Below are 20,225 nucleotides of genomic sequence, written 5' to 3' on the forward strand. Positions count from 1 at the left end.
CCTGTTTATCGTCAAGCGGACGACTATGATCGCGACATGCCTCCCTACGACCCGTCGGCCTTCCCCCCGTTCGCCGTCACCGTCGATCTGGTCGTGCTCACCGTGCGCAAACACGCGCTGTGCGCGTTGGCCGTGCGTCGCGGTGAGTCACCGTTCCAGGGGCGGTGGGCGCTGCCCGGTGGATTCGTACGGGCCGACGAGGATCTGGAGACCGCGGCGGCCAGGGAACTCGCCGAGGAGACCGGCCTGCACGCGCACGGCCCCGCGGGCCCCCAGCCGGTCCCCGGTGCCCACCTCGAACAGCTCGCCACGTACGGAGACCCCAAGCGCGACCCGAGGATGCGGGTGGTCAGCGTCGCCCACCTGGTGCTCGCCCCCGACCTGCCCGCCCCGCGGGCGGGCGGCGATGCGCACAGCGCCCGCTGGGCCCCCGTCGACACGCTGCTGGAGCAGGAGAACGGCCTCGTCCGGGACGGCGAACAGGCCGCGCCCCTGGCCTTCGACCACGCGCGCATCCTCGGGGACGGCGTCGAACGGGCCCGCTCCAAGATCGAGTACTCCTCGCTCGCCACCGCGTTCTGCCCGCAGGAGTTCACCGTCGGGGAGCTGCGCCGGGTGTACGAAGCGGTCTGGGGCGTGGCCCTGGATCCCCGGAACTTCCACCGCAAGGTGACCGGCACGCCAGGGTTCCTCGTCCCGACCGGCGGTACGACGACCCGTCAGGGAGGCCGCCCGGCCCAGCTGTTCAGGGCGGGAGGCGCCACGCTCCTGAATCCGCCCATGCTCCGCCCCGAGGTATGAGTCGAGGAGGGGGCCTGCTCCGTCCGGAGGTGTGAGCAGGAGTCCTTCCGGGGGCACGAGCACAGCAAGCAGCTCGACATTGCGGTCAAATGGGACATTCCGGGTTACCGTGGCGGGGTGAGTCCTCCAGTCCCCGCAGCGCTCGCATCCGCCCTCACCCTCCCGTCCGGCCCCACCCTCCCGTACGGCCCTGCTCTCGCGCTCTCCCCGAGCGCCGTCGTCCCACCTGTCCCGGCTCCTGCCCTCGGGCCCGTTGCCGGGCGGCTGTGGACCGAGCGAGGTCTGCGATGATCCAGGCCGTCGGACTGACCAGCGAAGCCCGTCGCGGCCTGCCACCGGCCGTCGACGACCTGAGCTTCGAGGCGCCGGCCGGTGAGGTCACCGTCCTCCTGGGAGCCAGGGGAGCGGGCAAGACCACGGCCCTGCGTCTGATGCTGCGGATGGAGCGAGGGAGAGGCATCACCCTCTTCCGCGGCCGTACCCTGCACCGCCTGCCGAATCCGGCGCGGGAGCTGGGCGTGCTGCTCGGCGACGTACCGGGCCACCCCGCTCGTACGGCCCGGTCGCACCTGAGGATGCTCACCGCGGCGGCCGGGGTCCCGCCGGACCGTGCCGAGGAGGTCCTGGAGATCGTCGGCCTCAGTGGCCTGGAGGAGCAGCGGCTGGGCGAGTTCTCGCGGGGGATGGACCGTCGGCTGGGTATGGCGGCTGCGCTGCTCGGCGATCCGCACACGCTGATTCTGGACGAACCGGCTGACGGGGTCTCGCCCCGCGAGGCGGCATGGCTGTACGGACTGCTGCGGGGGTTCGCCGCGCAGGGCGGAAGCGTGCTCGTCACGGCTTCGGACGCCAAGGCCGCCGCCCGCCTGGGTGACCGGATCGTCACGATCGAGGACGGCAGGCTGGTCGCTGACCAGGAGGTCGGGGCCTTCGCGCACACGCGACTGCGGCCACGCGTCAGCGTGCAGACCCCGCACGCCGACCGGCTGGCGGCGATCCTGGTCGACGAGTGGCAGCGCGCCGACCCGGCCGTGGACCCGCGTGCGGAACAGGCGCTGGAGGTCGTACGGGAGAGCGGTAATCGCATCGCCGTGTACGGGAGCAGCTGCGCGCTGGTGGGGGACACGGCGTTCCGGCACGGCATCCTGATGCATCAGCTCGCGGACGAGGTGGGCGACGCGAGGCCGGTCATCCCCCTCAACCGGACCGACGGCCGGCCGGCGACGAGGCTGACGGCCGGTCATGGAGCGGTGGTGACCGCGGAGGCCGGCAAGGGCGAGGAAGAGTACGAGAAGAACGACGCCAGGTACGCGGAGGCGTACTCCGACGCCGGCGGCTCAGGGGCCCCCGTCGAGGCGAACGCCGAAGCGCACACTGGGACGAGCACCGGGGCGAACGCCGGGACGAGTACGGGGACGAGTGCAGAGACGAGCACCGAGGCGAACGCCGAGACGAGTGCCGGGACGAGCACCGAGGTGACCGCTCAGGCGCACACCGGAACGACCAGGGAGCGCCGGTACACCGGTGAAGTGGTGCGCAGGGACGCCGGAGGGCACTGTGCGCTCGTCTCCTGGCCCGGTGGTGAGCAGGGTCCGGGGCGGGCCGGCGGCCTCGCGGGGGCGGGAAGGGGCGTCACCGCGTCGGGACGGGCCCTCTCGGTGGCGGATCGCGGCAGCGAACTCACCACGACGCTCGAACTTCCGGTCGTGTCCGCCGACGACAGCAGCGGCGCCTCGACCGGGAAGTCGCCCGTCATCCCGCCGCATGGAACGCCGCATGGAACGCCGCATGGAACAGCGGCCGAGGAGACGGCCGACGGCGCGGCTCCTCGTACGCCGCGCCCCTCTTCGACCGTGCGCGGCAGGATTCAGGCAGCTCGGCTGGAGTTGCCGCGGCTGCCCGCACCGGGACCGGCGTGGCCGGTGCGTTACGAGGTGCGGCGCGCGGCCAGTGACCGTACGGCGCGGGGCGTAGGGCTGCTCGTACTGGTGGTCTCGCTCGCTCTGGCGTGGGTGCTGGCGCGCGGCGGTGACGTGTCGGCGGCACGCGCGCTGGCGGGGTGGCCGGACCGGCTGCCGTTCCCGCCCGCCGCAGTGGGGGCCGGGCTGATCGGAGCGCTCGCGTTCGGGCAGGAGTTCCGGTACCCGGCGCTGGCGCCGGAACAGGGCTCCGTGCCGCGCCGGTTGCGGTTGCTGGGTGCCAAGCTGCTGGTCAGCGCGGTGAGCGTGCTCTTCCTGGCGATCACTTCAGCCTTCGTCAACGGTGTGACCGTGGGTTATGTCTTCGGTGTGCAGGCGCTGCCGTCGGTCGCCGACTGGCCGCTTCTCTCGCTCGGTTGGGGCGCCCTTCTGGTAGGGGCCGCATGGGCGGGCCTCCTGGCGGCCGGGATCTTCCGGTCGACGGCCATGGGATTGGCGGCGGTACTGGCGGTGCCCGTCGCCGTGGTTCCGCTCGTACAGGGAGTGTTGAGCGATCCGACGACGCGATCGGTGGTCGGTTTCCCGGCGCGGATGCAGGCGACGGCCGCGGTCCGGTGGCCGTCCGGAGTCGGCGAGCTGACCGACACCGCGTGGCGGCTGGCGGCGCAGCCGGTGGTCGGTGCGATGGGGGTTTCACTCGCTGTCCTGCTCTGCGCGTATGTCCTGACGGCCCTGCGGAGAAGGGTGGGGTGAGGCGCGCGGCGAAGCGCGAGCCGGGCATCGGGTGAGAAGGCGAAGAACAGGGGAAAGTCGAGGTGAGGGCCGGTGAGGGACAGGCCGGGCGCGGCGCGAACGCATGAGGTGCCGACACCTTCGGTGCTGTGAACTGCGCGAACTGTCTAGAAGTTCGCGCAATGCGTCTGGTTCCTTCCGATAAAGCGTCAATTGTAGGGTGATGGGCGATCACCCTTTCGTGTGCTTTTCACCAAAGACCTCAAGGCTCTCCGGCACGTCGCCGACAAAGGATGCGTGAGTACCCTTGCGCACACCATGATGACCGCGACTCGCCCCGCCGACTCCGGCCTCACCGGCCCGGGCGAGCTCGACCGCTACCCCTACGCCGACGCCGTCGGCGGCGAGCGCGCCGACCGCGTGGCTCCCGTATGGGACGGCCATGACAGCGAGATGGGCCGGGTCGGCCGCCGCACCGCCGGCAGCCGCGGCCGTGGCCTGCACGGCCAACTGGTCCAGCAGCTCGGCCAGATGATCGTCTCCGGTGACCTCGGGGCCGACCGTCCGCTCGTACCCGAAGAGATCGGCCAGCGCTTCGAGGTCTCCCGCACCGTCGTCCGTGAATCGCTGCGCGTCCTGGAGGCCAAGGGCCTGGTCAGCGCGCGCCCGAACGTCGGCACCCGGGTCCGCCCGGTCAGCGACTGGAACCTCCTCGACCCCGACATCATCGAGTGGCGGGCGTACGGGCCCCAGCGTGACGACCAGCGCCGGGAGCTGTGCGAGCTGCGCTGGACCATCGAGCCGCTCGCCGCCCGTCTCGCGGCCGGGCACGGCCGCGAGGACGTACAGCAGCGCCTCGCCGACATGGTCGAGATCATGGGTCATGCAGCGGCGCAGGGCGACTCCCTGACGTTCGCCCGCGCGGACGCGGAGTTCCACTCGCTGCTCCTCCAGCTCACCGGTAACCGCATGCTGGAGCACCTCTCCGGCATCGTCTCCGCAGCCCTCCAGGTCTCCGGCGGCTCGTCCCTCGGCTGCGAGCACCCCGTGGAGACGTCCGTCGGCCAGCACATGAAGATCATCGACGCGATCGGTGCGGGCGACGCGGCCGGCGCGGAGGCCGCGATGCGCCAGCTCCTCGCGAGCGACGGGGAAACCGGGGTGCCCGGCGCGGGCGGTGGAGCGGATCACGTGGTGCCCGCACCCCGCGAGCACTGAAGACGCCGCTCTGCCGCGTGCGCCGAGCGCCGAGCGGGGCCGGGCCCAGCCAGTGACACTCCGGGCTCCCACCCGGCAGAAACCGTACGCCGTGCTGCATTCCGCACCTCGCGCCCCGCATCCGCACCCGCACCCGACCGGCCGCTCTCGGCGGAGGCGCCTTCGCCTCCGCGGGGCGAAGGCCGAGGCGCCCGCCCGCCGGACCCCTCCCGCGAGGCGCCTGCACGAAGGCCCGCGACGCGGCATGAGCAGCAGCGCACGACGAACGGCAAGCAGCAGGCGGCAAGCAGCACGCGACACGGCCCGGCAGCCCAGCCGGCGATCGCTCGATGCAGCGGAGCAGCGGTACGGCGAAGCAAGGATGCGCCACACGCACCGCACGTATCGCACGCAGGACAAGGGAGAAGAAGGATGGACCGCGTACGTGCCGCAGGGCCCGTACGCGTCAGTGGGGCGGTCGCCGGACAGTACGTCGCCGGGCGGCGGTGCGCCGCCGAACCGTCCGTCGCCGCGCGGAGCGGCCGACTGCCCGGCCGCGCCGCCCGCGCAGTCGTCGGCGCGGCGAAAGGTACCGGCGCCGGCCGCCCGCCCGGCCTCCCCCTCGCTTCTCTCGAGGCCCGGGGTCAGCGGGGGCACCGTCTATCGCCGGTTTCCCTCCAGTACGCCCCCACATCGCTGGAAATGCGGCGTTATGGGGTGTGACTCGGGCCACGCGGATTGGGCGTAACGCTCTGCGGGGAAGCGCGATGACTTAAGAGGTGATAGCCGAGGAGGGAATACGGCGACCGTTCGCGGCGCTGTTCAACTCCCTGGTTGCCCTTGCGCCGTCGGCCCACCCCCGTCGACGGTCGTCGGCTCCGGTCCATAGTGGACGGGGTCGGAAGCCGTTTCCATCGTTCCGAGAGGTTGTTCGTGTCGGCCAGCACATCCCGTACGCTCCCGCCGGAGATCGCCGAGTCCGAGTCTGTGATGGCGCTCATCGAGCGGGGAAAGGCTGATGGGCAGATCGCCGGCGATGACGTGCGTCGGGCCTTCGAGGCTGACCAGATTCCGCCAACCCAGTGGAAGAACGTTCTGCGCAGCCTCAACCAGATCCTCGACGAGGAGGGTGTGACGCTGATGGTCAGTGCCGCAGAGGCGCCCAAGCGCACCCGCAAGAGCGTCGCAGCGAAGAGTCCGGCAAAGCGCACCGCCACCAAGACCGTCGCGGCCAAGACGGCCGCGGTGAAGAAGACCACCGCGGCCGCGCCGGCCATGCCCCTGGCCTCGGCCGCGGCGGCGGACGGGCCCGGTGCCGAGGCGGAGCCCGCCCCGGCGAAGAAGGCGACGGCCAAGAAGGCCACCGCCAAGAAGGCGACGGCCAAGAAGACGGCCGCGAAGAAGACGACGGCGAAGAAGGCCGCCAAGAAGGACGCCGTCGACGAGATCCTCGAAGAGGAGAACCTCGAGGAGACCCCGGCGGCTGCGCCGGGCAAGGGCGACGCGCCCGAGGCGGCCGAGGGCACCGAGGCCGCGGGTTTCGTGCTGTCGGACGAGGACGAGGACGACGCCCCCGCGCAGCAGGTCGCCGCGGCCGGCGCCACCGCCGACCCGGTCAAGGACTACCTCAAGCAGATCGGCAAGGTCCCGCTGCTCAACGCCGAGCAGGAGGTCGAGCTCGCCAAGCGCATCGAGGCGGGCCTGTTCGCCGAGGACAAGCTGGCGAACTCCGACAAGCTCGCGCCGAAGCTGAAGCGTGAGCTGGAGATCATCGCCGAGGACGGGCGCCGCGCCAAGAACCACCTGCTGGAGGCCAACCTCCGTCTCGTGGTCTCCCTGGCCAAGCGCTACACCGGCCGCGGCATGCTCTTCCTGGACCTGATCCAGGAGGGCAACCTCGGTCTGATCCGTGCGGTCGAGAAGTTCGACTACACCAAGGGTTACAAGTTCTCCACGTACGCGACGTGGTGGATCCGCCAGGCGATCACCCGCGCCATGGCCGACCAGGCGCGTACGATCCGTATCCCTGTGCACATGGTCGAGGTCATCAACAAGCTCGCCCGTGTGCAGCGCCAGATGCTCCAGGACCTGGGCCGCGAGCCCACCCCGGAGGAGCTGGCCAAGGAGCTCGACATGACCCCCGAGAAGGTCATCGAGGTCCAGAAGTACGGCCGCGAGCCCATCTCGCTGCACACCCCGCTGGGCGAGGACGGCGACAGCGAGTTCGGTGACCTCATCGAGGACTCCGAGGCCGTCGTGCCGGCCGACGCGGTCAGCTTCACTCTTCTGCAGGAACAGCTCCACTCGGTCCTTGACACGCTCTCGGAGCGTGAGGCGGGTGTCGTCTCGATGCGCTTCGGCCTCACCGACGGCCAGCCCAAGACGCTGGACGAGATCGGCAAGGTCTACGGCGTCACGCGTGAGCGTATCCGTCAGATCGAATCCAAGACGATGTCGAAGCTGCGGCACCCCTCGCGTTCGCAGGTGCTGCGCGACTACCTCGACTGACGTCGCAGGTCAAAGGGCATACGGGCCCGGTCACCCGCTACGGCGGGTGGCCGGGCCCTCGGCGTGTCCGGGGTGCGGCGCGCGACGCGCTGACTCACTCTGGGTGTACGCAAGCTCCCCCAGAGTCAGGAGTCGGTATGCGCAACCGCACCCGCGCTGTCACCACGGTCCTCGCCGTCATTGCGCCGGTCGTCGCCGCGCTCGGGGTGCCGGGGCCAGCTGCCGCCGACAGCGTCATCGTCGGGGGGCGGCAGGTGTCGGCTTCGTCGAGCCCCTGGGTCGTGGCGCTGTCGAGCCGCGAGCGCTTCGGGGACGAACGCTCCGGGCAGTTCTGCGGTGGTGTCCTGGTGGGTCCTTCGACGGTACTGACCGCAGCGCATTGCATGGGCAAGGACGTGCTGGGCGCGTCGCCGGACGCGGTGCAGGACCTGCGAGTGATCGTCGGGCGTACCGATCTGCGGGGTCAGACGGGCAGGGAGATGGCGACCCGCAGCGTCTGGATCAATCCCTCCTACGACGCGACCACGAATGCCGGGGACTTCGCCGTGGTGAAGCTGCGCGGGACCGCTCCCGTGCGGGCGCTGCCGATGGCGGGCACGTACGACCGCGCCTACCGGCCGGGTACGTCGGCGGCGGTCTACGGGTGGGGTGACACGACCGGGAACGGTACGTATTCGTCGGTGCTGCGCGCGGCACAGGTGCAGGTCATGCAGGACTCGTCCTGCCGACGGGCCTACCCGAAGAGCGTGGACGGTACGTACGACCCGGCCTCGATGCTGTGCGCGGGCACGGAGCGGGGTGGGCACGACGCCTGTCAGGGGGACAGCGGCGGACCGCTCGTGGCGAACGGCCGGCTGGTGGGACTGGTCTCCTGGGGCACCGGCTGCGGTGAGCCGGGCAAGCCGGGTGTTTACACCCGTGTCTCCGCCGCCAAGCAGGCGGTGATGGCCCAGGGCGGCTCAGGCGGCTTCGCGGGCCGCGGGTGACGAAGGGGGCAGGAGGGTGGCTGGGAAGCCGTGTGAGGGCCCGGGGCGTCCCTCGACGGGGGGAAGTCCCGGGCGGGGCGGTGCGGGCCCCTGACGGGGCCACGGACGCCGGACGCCGTGGGTCAGGTGAGGACGAGTACGAGTGCGGGCGGCCTCCCCGGCGTGATACCGGGGGAAACCGCCCGCGCACGGCTCGTAGCCGTTACTCGCTCGTCGTCGGTGCGATGTGTCAGCGTTCCTCTTCGGACGCGGACGCCGGAGTGGCGGTCAGCCGCTCCGTCTCGTCCTGTATCTCCGCGGCGATCTTCTTGAGTTCTGGCTCGAACTTGCGACCGTGGTGGGCGCAGAAGAGCAGTTCGCCGCCGGACATCAGGACGACGCGCAGATATGCCTGTGCGCCGCAGCGGTCGCAGCGGTCAGCGGCCGTCAGCGGGCTCGCGGGGGTCAGAACAGTAGTCACGTCGCCTCTTCTCTAGCTCGACGAGCTGTCGTACCAGGGTCAACATCCAACCAGGCCGAAAACGTTCCCGCTCGTGGCTTTTCCTCGAAATTTTTTTTCCGAGGTGGCCGGGTGCTGCCGGGTGGCGGCGAATGAGCCGTATTGCGTGGTGGTCTTCAAGGGGTCTGTCGGGCCTTGTCCTCGCCGGCTGGGTTGCCGGTCGTTGATGAGGACGTGCCCGGAGCCTAAATGGTTCATGCCTCGAAGGGAACGTGATGTTCACGTCACGCACACGAGGAATAGAACGTACGAGCGAAAACCTACTAGCATGGGCCCGCTTACGGGTGGCGTCACATCGGCTCTACCGGGCCTCGGTACCCTCTGACCGGCGACACCGCCACACCAGGGTCCGCGGAACGCGGACCGCCAGAAATTCAGCGAGGAGCGAACCGCGTGACCGCCGAGATGTCCGTGCCGTCCACCGCCGTGCTGACCGGGGCAGACCGGGACGGATCCAACTACACCGCGCGGCACCTGCTCGTACTGGAGGGCCTGGAGGCCGTCCGCAAGCGCCCCGGCATGTACATCGGCTCCACCGACAGCCGCGGTCTGATGCACTGCCTGTGGGAAATCATCGACAACTCCGTCGACGAGGCCCTGGGCGGCTACTGCGACCGCATCGAGGTCGTCCTGCACGACGACGGCTCCGTGGAGGTCAAGGACAACGGCCGCGGCATTCCCGTCGATGTCGAGCCGAAAACCGGCCTCAGCGGCGTCGAGGTCGTCATGACCAAGCTGCACGCCGGCGGCAAGTTCGGCGGCGGTTCCTACGCGGCCTCCGGCGGCCTGCACGGCGTCGGCGCGTCCGTGGTCAACGCCCTCTCCGCCCGCCTGGACGTGGAGGTCGACCGCAACTCCAAGACCCACTCGATCAGCTTCCGGCGCGGCGTCCCGGGCATCTTCACCGAGTCGGGCCCCGAGGCGCCCTTCGACCCCACCGGCGGCCTCATCAAGGGCAAGCGCATCCCGAAGACGCGTACGGGCACCCGGGTGCGCTACTGGGCCGACCGTCAGATCTTCCTCAAGGACGCCAAGCTCTCCCTGGAGACGCTGCACGCCCGCGCCCGCCAGACCGCCTTCCTCGTGCCCGGCCTCACCCTCGTCGTACGGGACGAGCGCGGCATCGAGTCCGAGGGCCCGACCGAGGAGACCTTCCACTACGACGGCGGCATCAGCGAGTTCTGCGAGTACCTCGCCCAGGACAAGGCCGTCTGCGACGTGCTGCGCCTCTCGGGGCAGGGCACCTTCAAGGAGACCGTGCCGGTCCTGGACGACCGCGGCCACATGACGCCCACCGAGGTGACCCGGGAGCTCGGCGTGGACGTCGCGCTGCGCTGGGGCACCGGGTACGACACGACCATCAAGTCGTTCGTGAACATCATCGCCACCCCGAAGGGCGGCACCCACGTCACGGGTTTCGAACGTTCCGTGACCAAGACGGTCAATGAGGTACTGCGCTCGGCCAAGTTGCTGCGCGTCGCCGAGGACGACATCGTCAAGGACGACGCCCTCGAAGGCCTCACCGCGGTCGTCACCGTCCGGCTGGCCGAGCCCCAGTTCGAGGGCCAGACCAAGGAAGTGCTCGGTACGTCGGCGGCCAACCGCATCGTTGCCAACGTGGTGGCCAAGGAACTCAAGGCGTTCCTGACCTCCACCAAGCGCGACGCGAAGGCGCAGGCCCGCGCCGTACTGGACAAGGCCGTGGCCGCCGCCCGTACCCGTATCGCCGCCCGGCAGCACAAGGAGGCGCAGCGCAGAAAGACCGCGCTGGAGTCCTCCTCGCTGCCCGCCAAGCTGGCCGACTGCCGCAGTGACGACGTCGACCGCAGTGAACTGTTCATCGTCGAGGGTGACTCGGCGCTCGGTACGGCCAAGCTCGCCCGCAATTCGGAGTTCCAGGCGCTGCTGCCGATCCGCGGCAAGATCCTGAACGTCCAGAAGTCCTCGGTCTCGGACATGCTGAAGAACGCCGAGTGCGGCGCGATCATCCAGGTGATAGGGGCCGGCTCGGGCCGCACCTTCGACATCGACGCGGCCCGCTACGGCAAGGTCATCTTCCTCGCCGACGCCGATGTCGACGGCGCGCACATCCGTACCCTGCTGCTCACGCTCTTCCAGCGGTACATGCGCCCGATGATCGAACAGGGCCGGGTCTTCTCCGCCGTGCCGCCGCTGCACCGCGTGGAGCTGATCAACCCCAAGAAGGGCCAGGACAAGTACATCTACACGTACTCGGACAACGAACTGCGGCAGACCCTGCTGGAACTCCAGCGCAAGAAGGTCCGTTTCAAGGACAGCATCCAGCGCTACAAGGGCCTGGGCGAGATGGACGCCGACCAGCTCGCCGAGACCACGATGGACCCGCGCCACCGCACCCTGCGCCGGATCAACATCAGCGACCTGGAAGCCGCCGAGAAGGCGTTCGACCTGCTCATGGGCAACGAGGTCGCGCCGCGCAAGGAGTTCATCACCAACTCCGCCGCGTCGCTGGACCTCTCCCGCATCGACACCTGAGCACCGCCTCGCGAGAGGGCCGTCCACCCACGGGTGGACGGCCCTCGCCGCATCTCCACCCGGGTCCCACCCGCGGGCCGATCCGTACGCCGCCGCGCGTTCCTAGCGTGGGAAGCGTCGAAATCGTCCCCGCAAACGGAGGCTCGAATGGGCGGCGCGCCCGCAATCCTCGTCATCGCGGCGGTCGCCGCCCTCGTCGTCGTCCGGCAGTTCGGCGCGCGGAAGGTCGCCGCGGACCGCAGGAGCTGGTGGGTGCTCCCCGCCGTACTGGGCTACGTGGCGCTCAGCCGGTCCGGTGGCTCGGTGCTGGACCCCGCCCACCCCGCCGGCTCCGCGGTCCTCCTCGGCGCCGGTATCGCCGCCGGGCTCGCCACGGGCGCGGGGGTCGCCTGGACCACGCGCCTGTGGACCGACCAGGACGGCGTGGTGTGGTCCAAGGGACGCGCCGTGACGGCCGTGGTCTGGGTGGTGGGCGTCGCCGTACGCCTCGGCCTCGTGGGCATCGGCGCGCTCCTCGGCGTCCATCTGAACGGCCAGGCCATCACCCTCACCGTCGCCGCCCTGCTGCTCGCCCGGTCCGGAGCGCTGGCCTGGAGGGCGGGCGCGTTCACCCCGGCGTACGGTGTTGCTGCCCCCAGGTGATCCACGAGGAACAGGAGCGTGCGTCCGTGCCGCTGACCGTGTCCCTGCACTCCTGGACGCGCTGGCCGCTGCGTGAAGCGCTGTCCCGCGAGGGCGCCAGCCCCGTGCGCCGGCGGCTCGGCTGGGCCGTGCGCGGCGTCGTGCTGGGCGCCCTGCTGTGGAGCGCGGCCCATGACACGGACGTACGCGGCTGGGTCGCCTCCGCCGGAGCCGCCGGCATCCTCGCCGCCGGCGTCGCCTTCTGGGCCTTCTTCCGGGCCACTCTCCGCCACCTGCTGTGGCCTTCCGTGGCCCTGCTGCTCCTCATGGAGGCCGGGGCCTTCGGCTTCCACGAGGCGGGGCTGACGGTGCCCGCCGTCGTGCTCTGGTGCGCCTGCGCCGTCACGGCGCTGGAGCGCCTGCCGCCGGCCGCCGCGATCCCCTGCACCGCCGTCGCCCTCGCCGCGTACGCCCTGCTCAACGACGACGGCCTGTGGTCCACAGCGATCACCACCGCCGGGCTGGCCCTCGCCGGCTACGTCCTGCGGATGGACGCCGAGGCACGCGGCAACGCCCAGCGCCTCCTCGCCCAGGAACGCGCCGCCCGCGCGGCCGAGGCCGAGGCCCGTGCCGCCGAGGCCGAATCAGCGGCGCTGGCCGAGCGCGGCCGGATCGCCCGCGAGATCCACGACGTGCTCGCGCACAGCCTCAGCGCCCAGCTCGTACACCTGGAAGCCGCCCGTCTGCTCATCCAACGCAGCCCTGACCTGGAGGGTTCCCGCGAAGAGGTACTCGAACGGGTGACGGCGGCCCGCAAGATGGCCCGTGAGGGGCTGGCCGGTACCCGGCAGGCCCTGTCCGCGCTGCGGGGCGAGATGGCGCCCGTGGAGGCCTTCCTGCGCGAACTGGCCGCCACGGAGGGCGCACGGCTGGACGTGGTGGGGGAGAGCCGCACGCTGCCCCCGGAAGCCGGCCTCGCGGTGCGCAGGGTCGCCCAGGAGGCGCTGACCAATGTCCGCAAGCACGCTCCCGGGGCGCGCGCGGAGCTGCGCCTTGAGTACGCGGCGGGCGAGGTGGCGCTGCGGGTGCGTGACTTCGGGGGCGGCGGCGCGCCCGGCGAGCTCGCGGCCAGCGGCTCCGGATACGGTCTGCGGGGGATGCGGGAGCGCGCCGAACTGCTCGGCGGGACGCTGGAGTCCGGCCCCGACGAGGAGGGTTTCGTGGTGTGGCTGCGAGTGCCGGCGTGACCGCGCGCGTGGTGGTCGCCGACGACCAGACCGTGGTGCGCGAGGGCATCGTGATGCTGCTGGGGCTGCTGCCCGGCATCGAGGTCGTCGGCTCGGCGGCCGACGGGGACGAAGCGGTGCGCATGACCGCCGAACTGGCGCCGGACGTCGTCCTGATGGACCTCCGGATGCCGCGCTGCGACGGCGTGGAGGCGACGCGCCGCATCCGGGAGCGGCACCCCGCCACCCAGGTCGTCGTGCTGACGACGTACGCCGACGACGAATCCCTCTTCCCTGCGCTCCAGGCCGGCGCCCGTGGGTACCTCACGAAGGACGCCGACGGCGACGAGATCGTACGGGCCGTCGAGGACGTCGTGTCGGGGCAGGCGGGGCTCTCCCCGCATATCCAGCGGCGGCTGCTGGAACGGTTCGCCGAGACCCCGCCCGTACCGAGGGCAGCACCTGCCGCGCATGCTGAGGCGAATCCGCCCGACGGCCTCACCGCCCGTGAGACCGAAGTGCTCGCGCTGGTCGCCGAAGGGCTGTCCAACCCCGAGATCGCCCGCCGGCTGCACGTCTCCACCGCCACGGTGAAGACCCATATCAACAACCTCTTCGCCAAGGCCGGGCTGCGTGACCGGGCACAGGCGATCCACTACGCGTACCGGCACGGCATCGCGCAGCCCCCGGGGTGACCCGGCGCACCCCGGCAGCTCTCCGGTAGGTGCTCAACGGGGCTGTGAAACCTCCCAGTTGGTCCGTCACCTGATGGGGTGAAGGATTCGCAATGGATGTCCGGGAACCACCAAGTCTGTCCATCCTTGGGCCCACGGCCAGACAGGCCGTGGATCAAGGAGAAACCCGGTGGAGAAGCGCGACGGCCGCCCGGCCGGAGCCGTACGGCTCGACGACCCCTGGTACGACACCCTCGCCTCGGGACGGGGCGCACGAGGGACGGCCGAACGGGAGGACGCGGGGGAGGAGGCACCGGCGCAGGAGCCGGCCGCACGTACGCACGCGGAGGACGCGGAGCCGGTGCCCGCCGACGCCCCGGCCGGCCCGACGCCCTCCGCCCTGGCGTGGCCCGGCCTTCCGGCGCAGCGCACGGACGTTCCTGGGGCGCCCGGTGAGCCCGCCCACGCCGACGTCTACCTGACGGTGCAGCGCAGCGCCGCCTTCCAGGAGGTACGACGCCGCTATCGCAGCTTCGTCGTCCCCGCCACCGGCCTCTTCCTCGCCTGGTACCTCGCGTACGTCATCGCCGCCGTCGCCGCCCCCGGGCTGATGGCCCGTCAAGTGGTGGGTCCGCTCAACGTCGCCATGCTCGCCGGCCTCGGGCAGTTCGTCACCACCTTCCTGCTCACCTGGGCCTACGCCCGGCACGCCCGGCTACGCCGGGACCGTGCCGCGCTCGAACTGCGCTGGGAGACCCAGGAGATGACAGGAGGTCACGTCCGTTGACCAGCCGTCCTCCCGTCCTCGCCGCCTCCGCGGCGGCCGACGGACACCAGATCCTGACCCTGGTCCTCTTCAGCGCCGTCGTCGCCGTCACCCTCGCGGTCACCGCCTGGGCCGGCCGCCGCAGACACGGCTCCGCAGAGGAGTTCTACGCCGGCGGCAGACTCTTCTCGCCCATGGAAAACGGTTTCGCCATCGCCGGTGACTACATGTCGGCGGCCTCCTTCCTGGGCATCTCCGGTCTCATCGCCCTCTTCGGGTACGACGGCCTGCTCTACTCCGTGGGGTTCCTCGTCGCCTGGCTCCTGGTCCTCTTCCTGGTCGCCGAACTGGTCCGCAACTGCGGCCGCTTCACGCTCGCCGACGTCGTCGCCTCCCGTATGCGCCACCGCCCCGTACGCATCGCCGCCGGCGCCTCGTCCGTCACCGTCTCCGTGCTCTACCTCGTGGCCCAGATGGTCGGCGCCGGCAGCCTCGTCGCCCTGCTGCTCGGCGGAACGGACCACACGGCGCGTACGTGGACGGTCATCGGCGTCGGTGCCCTCATGGTCACCTACGTGATCTTCGGCGGCATGCGGGCCACGACCTGGATCCAGATCATCAAGGCCGTGCTCCTCATGGGCGGCGCCCTCACCTTGACCCTCCTCGTGCTGATCCGCTTCCACGGGGAGCTCGGCACGCTGCTCACGACGGCGGCGCAACGCAGCGGCCACGGTGCGGACTTCCTCGCGCCGGGCCTCAAGTACGGCGGCAGCTGGACCGCCCGGCTGGACTTCCTGAGTCTCGGGCTCGCGCTCGTCCTCGGGACCGCGGGCCTGCCGCACATCCTGTCCCGCTTCTACACCGTGCCCACCGCCCGCGCCGCCCGCCGCTCCGTGGTCTGGTCGATCGGCCTGATCGGCGGCTTCTACCTGATGACGATCGTGCTCGGCTTCGGTGCCGCGGCGGTTCTCGGGACCGGCGCCGTACGGGCCGCCAATCCGGCCGGCAACACCGCCGTACCGCTGCTCGCCCTCGACCTGGGCGGCGGGCCGGGCTCCGCTGGAGGAACGATCCTTTTCGCCGTCGTCGCCGCGGTCGCCTTCGCCACGATCCTCGCCGTCGTCGCCGGCATCACCCTGGCCTCGTCCGCCTCGGTCGCACACGACCTGTACGGCGCCCTGCGGCGCGGTCGCCGCTCGGAACGGGGCGGGGCCTCACCGGAGCGCCGCGCGGGCTTCCGGGAGGTCGCCGTGGCCCGCGTCGCCGCCGCGCTCGTCGGAGCGGTGGCCATCGGCCTCGCCCTGCTCGCGCAGGACCTGAACGTCGCCTTCCTCGTGGGCCTCGCCTTCGCGGTCGCCGCCTCGGCGAACCTCCCCGTGCTGCTCTACGCCCTCTTCTGGCGCCGCTTCACCACCCGGGGCGCCGTCTGGTCCGTCTACGGAGGCCTGCTCCCCGCGCTCGTCCTCGTGGTGCTCTCACCGGTCGTCTCCGGGAGCCCAGCGGCGATCTTCCCCGGCCTGGACTTCCAGTTCTTCCCCCTGGAGAACCCCGGCATCGTCTCCGTCCCGCTGGGCTTCGTGTGCGGCTGGCTCGGTACGGTCACCTCCCCTGAGACGGCGGACGCCGCGGCCCGGCACGCGGAGACGGAGGTGCGGGCGCTGACGGGCGCGGGCGCGGCATGAGACCGCACACCCGCCCCGAGCGGGCTCAGACCCAGTCGTACCGGTGCTCCGGGCGGCCGGTCTCGCCGTACCGCAGCGTCAGCCTGACGCGCCCGGCCCGCTCCAGGAGCTTCAGGTAACGCTGGGCGGTCTGCCGGCTCAGGCCGGCCTGCCGGGCCACCTCCTGGGCGGACAGTGAGCTGTCGGCGGAGCGCAGGACGGACCGTACGCGGTCGGCGGTGGCCGTGGAGTGTCCTTTGGGCAGCTCGGCCGGGCCGGCGTTGGCGGCGCCCAGCGCACCGAAGATCCGGTCCACCTCGGACTGCTCCGCCTGCCCGCCGTCCTCGAAGGTCCGCCGCAGCGCCGCGTAGCCCTCCAGCTTCGACCGCAGCCCGGCGAACGTGAACGGCTTGACCAGGTACTGGAGCGCGCCGTGCCGCATCGCGGCCCGTACGGTGGCGACGTCACGGGCGGCCGTCACCATGATCACGTCCGTGTGCAGGCCGTGCTGCCGCAGCCGCGCCACGAGGTGCAGCCCCGTCTCGTCCGGGAGGTAGTGGTCCAGCAGGACGAGGTCGACGGGCGTGCTCTCCAGGACGGCCAGCGCCTCGGCTGCGGAGTGCGCCTGCGCGACGACCCGGAAGCCGGCGATCTTCGCGACGTACGCGGCGTTGATGCCGGCCACCCGGGCGTCGTCGTCGACGACGAGCACGTCGATCATCGTGCGCCTCCCATGGGGTGCGGCAGCGGCTCCCCGTCCGCGGGGGAGCCATGCGTTCCGGAGAGGGCGTCCGCGAGCGCGTCGGGGAGCGTGACCGTGAACCGCGCACCGCCACCCGGACGCTCGTCCACCTCCGCGCGGCCCCCGTAGCGCTCGGCGAGCCGCCGCACGAGGACCAGCCCGATCCCGCGCTGCCCGTGGGCCGGCGGCTCCTTCGTCGTCCAGCCCGCCGTGAAGATCTCCTGGCGCCGCTCCTCCGGCACACCGGGGCCGTTGTCGCTGACCCGCACGAGCGCCGTACGGCCCTCGGCGCGGACTTCCACCTCGACCTGCCCGTCCCGCTCACCGGCCGCCGCGTCGAGCGCGTTGTCGACCAGGTTGCCGACCACGGTGACGAGACCGTGCGGGTCGACCACCCGGTCCGGCAGCCGGGTCGTCGTCGCGATGCTCAGCGAGACGCCGCGCTCGGTCGCGACCGTCGCCTTGCCCACCAGCAGCGCAGCCAGCAGCGGGTCGTGCACCCGCTCGGTGACCTGCTCGGCCGTCGCCCGGTGCACGCCGACCGCGTGCGTCACGAACTCGACCGCCTCCTCGTACAGCCCCAGTTCGAGCAGCCCGAGGAGCGTGTGCAGCCGGTTGGCGTGCTCGTGGTCCTGGGCGCGCAGGGCGTCGATCAGCCCCTTGGTGCCGTCCAGTTCGCGCCCCAGCCGCTCCAGCTCCGTACGGTCCCGCAGGGTGACCACGGCACCGCCGTCGTCGGTCGGCATCCGGTTCGCCACGAGGACGCGCTGCCCGCTGACGGTGAGCAGATCGGCGCCGGAGGCCCGGCCCGCCAGGACGTCCGTCGTGCGGCCCGGCGGCAGTACGGACTCCAGGGGGCGGCCGGTGTCCTCGGCGCGCAGGTCGAGCAGCCGCTGCGCCTCGTCGTTCAGCAGCCGGATGCGCCCCTGCCCGTCCAGCGCGACGAACCCCTCACGGATACCGTGCAGCATCGCCTCCCGCTCGGCGAGCAGCGCGGAGATGTCGGAGAAGGCGAGGTCGTGGGTGCGGCGCTGGAGCCTGCGGGCGACGAGGTAGGCGGCCAGCGCGCCCACCGCGAGCGCCCCGCCCGCGTACGCCAGGAGATCGGGCACGGTGGACAGCAGCCGCTGCTGCACGCTCTCGTACGCGATGCCGACGGACACGGCGCCGACGATGCGGCCGTGGTCGTCCCGCAACGGGACCTTGCCGCGTGCCGAGCGACCGAGGGTGCCCTCGTCGATCTGCATGACCTCCCGGCCGGAGAGGGCGGCGCTGGGGTCCGTGGAGACGTGCCGGCCGATCTCCTCCGGTTCGGTGTGCGACCAGCGCACGCCACGCTTGTCCATGATCACGACGTACTCGGCGCCGGTCGCCCGGCGGATCCGCTCGGCGGTCGCCTGCACGGGCCCGCCGGAGGAGGGACGGGAGGCCGCCAGCGCGTCGTCCAGACGCGGCTGGGCCGCGGTGGTCTGGGCGATGGCCAGGGCACGGCGCATGGCCTGGTCGTCGAGCTGCGCGCTGAGCGGCGCGAGGAAGAGGCCGGTCGCCAGCGCCGTCACGCCGGCGGCGATGGCCAGCTGCACCAGCAGGACCTGTGCGAACACGCGGCGTGGCCAGCGCAGCCGCAGCCGCGTCCGGCCGCCGCCCCGCGACTCACCGGCCGCGTCGGGCCCGCCTGCTCTCTCTCCGTCTCTGTCGCCCATATGAACGAACAGTAAGCGGGGCGGTCGGGGTGGGGTAGCCGCGGGGGCCGGGGCGGGCCGCCGGCCGGCGGAGACCGGCCGGTGATCTGGGCCCGACGAGAGTTGTCCACAGGCCCACCACGCCCGGGCCGAAGTCGTCTAACCTTCAGATGTGATCACAGAGAGTGACTGAGTGACAGCGGCGACCGGGCCGCACCGACGACGGGGGTGAGGGCAGTGATGTCCGTGACATGCATGTACGCCGGCGGACCGAGAGGGGCCCCGCAGCTGGCCGGGGTGGCGGTATCGGCGGTGCGCTGCTCGACGGTGACGTGCCAGGCACGGCCGTCGGCATGGGCCAGCCTGAGGGTCCAGGAAGGTGCCGTGCCGTCCGCGCGCGAGCGGACTTCGGTGGCGGTGACATCGAGGACGTCGGCGCGGTCCTCGCGGATCAGGTCGCGGACCGCGAGATCGGCGGCCTGTGCCGGGCGGTCCCAGGTGGAGCGGCCGCGGCAGTGGTCGGTGACGATCCGGCCGTCCCGCGCCGCCACGACGGCGTCCTTCACGAGCGGCCCTTCCGCCCTGCCGTACGCGTATCCGTACGGCAGCACGAAGAGCGTGGGGGAGAAGCGATGACCGCCGATGTGCGTGACCTCCCACGCCTCCATGCCGTCCGCCGCCAGCTCCGCGGCGAGCGGCCGGCCGAGCACGGCGCAGCAGCGGTCACGCTTGCCGTTGGTGCACACGAGGACCGGCGGCCCGCCTGTGTACGCCTCCCAGATCCCGCCGTGCTCGCCCGCGCCCAGCGCCGTGAAGTCCAGGCCGAGGAGGGCGGCGGGATCGGCGGTGCGGGTCGCGCGCATCCAGGACCGGCCCGGCGCGGTGTGGGCGAGAAGAGCCTGGCGCGGGGCGCGGCTCTGGTGGTCGGCGTGGCGGCCGGGACGGCGTATGAGGGCCACGCGTACGCCGGTGTTCGCGGAAGCGGCTTCCAGGGCGCGGCCGACGGCCGGGTCGAGTCGGCTGTCGGTGAGTGCCTCGGCGCCCCAGGGGCCGCTCTGCTCGATGAGCAGCCAGGTCCGGGCGGTGGCCGCCGTACCGGCCAGGGGTTCGGCCGCCATGCGGGAGGCGGTTGCGCAGGTACTCACATAGGTGACCCTAACCTGAGTACCGCACCCCCGGAGGACACCGCGGCAGCAATGGCCGATCCCCGCTGCCGAGCCCGTGCTCGCCGTGGCCCGGCTCCGGGCCACCGGCACCGAATGACCGCTTTCCGCCGTTCGGGCGAGGGCGGGAGGTTCGGCTTCCGCTTCCGCTCGACGGCGTCGTACGGGAGGTGGCCGAGGAAGGAGTGGGTGTCCGTCGCAGGTGGTGCGAGGGGTTGGGCGGGCCGCGGACAGCCGTCCGCGGGTGGCTCGGAGGCGGCTGGTGGGGCCAATATCCTGGAGCAGGCGACGGGCTCACGGAGCATCCAGGGCTTCCGGATTCTTCAGGACCTCCGGATCTCCCGACGGGTCTTCCGACGGGGCGTCCGGGCGGCGGTGCGCCTCGCGGTGACCGTCCGCCGGCCGGTCCGTGCCCGCCGCACCCGACCGACGTACGCCACGGCCGGCACCGGCAGGCGTGCGCGGCCCGACCGTGCGCAGCGGCCCGTGCTCGCACGGCGGATCGTCCGTGCCCAGCGGACCGACCGCATACCG

15 protein-coding genes are annotated in these 20,225 nt (G+C 72.0%); 11 read left to right on the forward strand and 4 right to left on the reverse strand.

Annotated features, from left to right (window positions below):
• Positions 1–36: 36 nt before the first annotated feature.
• The 5 genes from AAC944_RS26990 (at position 37) to AAC944_RS27010 (ending at position 8,143) form a co-directional block, all read left to right on the forward strand.
• On the forward strand, positions 37–801 hold the full coding sequence (locus AAC944_RS26990; protein ID WP_030618696.1) for an NUDIX hydrolase: 765 nt from the start codon (positions 37–39) through the stop codon (positions 799–801).
• A gap of 287 nt (positions 802–1,088) precedes the next feature.
• Positions 1,089–3,473 (forward strand): ATP-binding cassette domain-containing protein, encoded by a 2,385-nt coding sequence (locus tag AAC944_RS26995; RefSeq protein ID WP_030618693.1) that lies wholly within the window; start codon positions 1,089–1,091, stop codon positions 3,471–3,473.
• 222 nt (positions 3,474–3,695) lie between these two features.
• On the forward strand, positions 3,696–4,670 hold the full coding sequence (locus tag AAC944_RS27000) for a FadR/GntR family transcriptional regulator (protein ID WP_078888733.1): 975 nt from the start codon (positions 3,696–3,698) through the stop codon (positions 4,668–4,670).
• A gap of 906 nt (positions 4,671–5,576) precedes the next feature.
• On the forward strand, positions 5,577–7,157 hold the full coding sequence (locus tag AAC944_RS27005; RefSeq protein ID WP_030618688.1) for an RNA polymerase sigma factor: 1,581 nt from the start codon (positions 5,577–5,579) through the stop codon (positions 7,155–7,157).
• A 137-nt stretch (positions 7,158–7,294) separates the two neighbouring features.
• Positions 7,295–8,143, forward strand: coding sequence for a serine protease (locus AAC944_RS27010; protein WP_030618685.1), 849 nt, complete (start codon positions 7,295–7,297; stop codon positions 8,141–8,143).
• Between the two features lie 229 nt (positions 8,144–8,372).
• Here the strand turns inward: AAC944_RS27010 and AAC944_RS27015 are convergent, their stop codons facing one another.
• Positions 8,373–8,603 (reverse strand): DUF7455 domain-containing protein, encoded by a 231-nt coding sequence (locus AAC944_RS27015; protein ID WP_030618681.1) that lies wholly within the window; start codon positions 8,601–8,603, stop codon positions 8,373–8,375.
• Positions 8,604–9,035: 432 nt separating this feature from the next.
• Here AAC944_RS27015 and AAC944_RS27020 point away from each other — a divergent pair, with 432 nt between their 5' ends.
• The 6 genes from AAC944_RS27020 (at position 9,036) to AAC944_RS27045 (ending at position 16,125) form a co-directional block, all read left to right on the forward strand.
• The gene (locus tag AAC944_RS27020) at positions 9,036–11,156 is read left to right on the forward strand and encodes a DNA gyrase/topoisomerase IV subunit B (protein ID WP_030618680.1); all 2,121 of its coding nucleotides are present in this window, start codon (positions 9,036–9,038) and stop codon (positions 11,154–11,156) included.
• Between the two features lie 147 nt (positions 11,157–11,303).
• Complete coding sequence (locus AAC944_RS27025; RefSeq protein ID WP_030618677.1) at positions 11,304–11,798, forward strand: hypothetical protein; 495 nt, start codon at positions 11,304–11,306, stop codon at positions 11,796–11,798.
• A 38-nt stretch (positions 11,799–11,836) separates the two neighbouring features.
• Positions 11,837–13,024, forward strand: a complete 1,188-nt coding sequence (locus tag AAC944_RS27030; RefSeq protein ID WP_030618675.1) for a sensor histidine kinase — start codon at positions 11,837–11,839, stop codon at positions 13,022–13,024.
• The gene (locus AAC944_RS27035) at positions 13,003–13,698 is read left to right on the forward strand and encodes a response regulator transcription factor (protein ID WP_030618673.1); all 696 of its coding nucleotides are present in this window, start codon (positions 13,003–13,005) and stop codon (positions 13,696–13,698) included. The genes AAC944_RS27030 and AAC944_RS27035 overlap by 22 nt, the downstream gene beginning before the upstream one ends.
• 169 nt (positions 13,699–13,867) lie before the next feature.
• Positions 13,868–14,464: a DUF485 domain-containing protein gene (locus AAC944_RS27040; protein ID WP_030618671.1), complete on the forward strand. Its 597-nt coding sequence runs from the start codon at positions 13,868–13,870 to the stop codon at positions 14,462–14,464.
• Entirely contained in the window at positions 14,461–16,125 is a 1,665-nt protein-coding gene (locus AAC944_RS27045; protein ID WP_051872014.1) for a solute symporter family protein, read from the forward strand. The genes AAC944_RS27040 and AAC944_RS27045 overlap by 4 nt, the downstream gene beginning before the upstream one ends.
• Positions 16,126–16,150: 25 nt before the next feature.
• Here AAC944_RS27045 and AAC944_RS27050 read toward each other — a convergent pair whose 3' ends face one another.
• The 3 genes from AAC944_RS27050 to AAC944_RS27060 all read right to left on the reverse strand — a co-directional run bounded on the left by AAC944_RS27050 (position 16,151) and on the right by AAC944_RS27060 (position 19,673).
• Positions 16,151–16,825 (reverse strand): response regulator, encoded by a 675-nt coding sequence (locus AAC944_RS27050; RefSeq protein ID WP_030618665.1) that lies wholly within the window; start codon positions 16,823–16,825, stop codon positions 16,151–16,153.
• Complete coding sequence (locus AAC944_RS27055; protein ID WP_078888732.1) at positions 16,822–18,549, reverse strand: ATP-binding protein; 1,728 nt, start codon at positions 18,547–18,549, stop codon at positions 16,822–16,824. The genes AAC944_RS27050 and AAC944_RS27055 overlap by 4 nt, the downstream gene beginning before the upstream one ends.
• Before the next feature lie 155 nt (positions 18,550–18,704).
• Positions 18,705–19,673, reverse strand: coding sequence for a ferredoxin family protein (locus tag AAC944_RS27060; protein ID WP_037772740.1), 969 nt, complete (start codon positions 19,671–19,673; stop codon positions 18,705–18,707).
• Between the last annotated feature and the right edge of the window lie 552 nt (positions 19,674–20,225).

Origin of the sequence: Streptomyces sclerotialus (genome assembly GCF_040907265.1) — a bacterium.
GTDB classification, from domain to species: domain Bacteria; phylum Actinomycetota; class Actinomycetes; order Streptomycetales; family Streptomycetaceae; genus Streptomyces; species Streptomyces sclerotialus.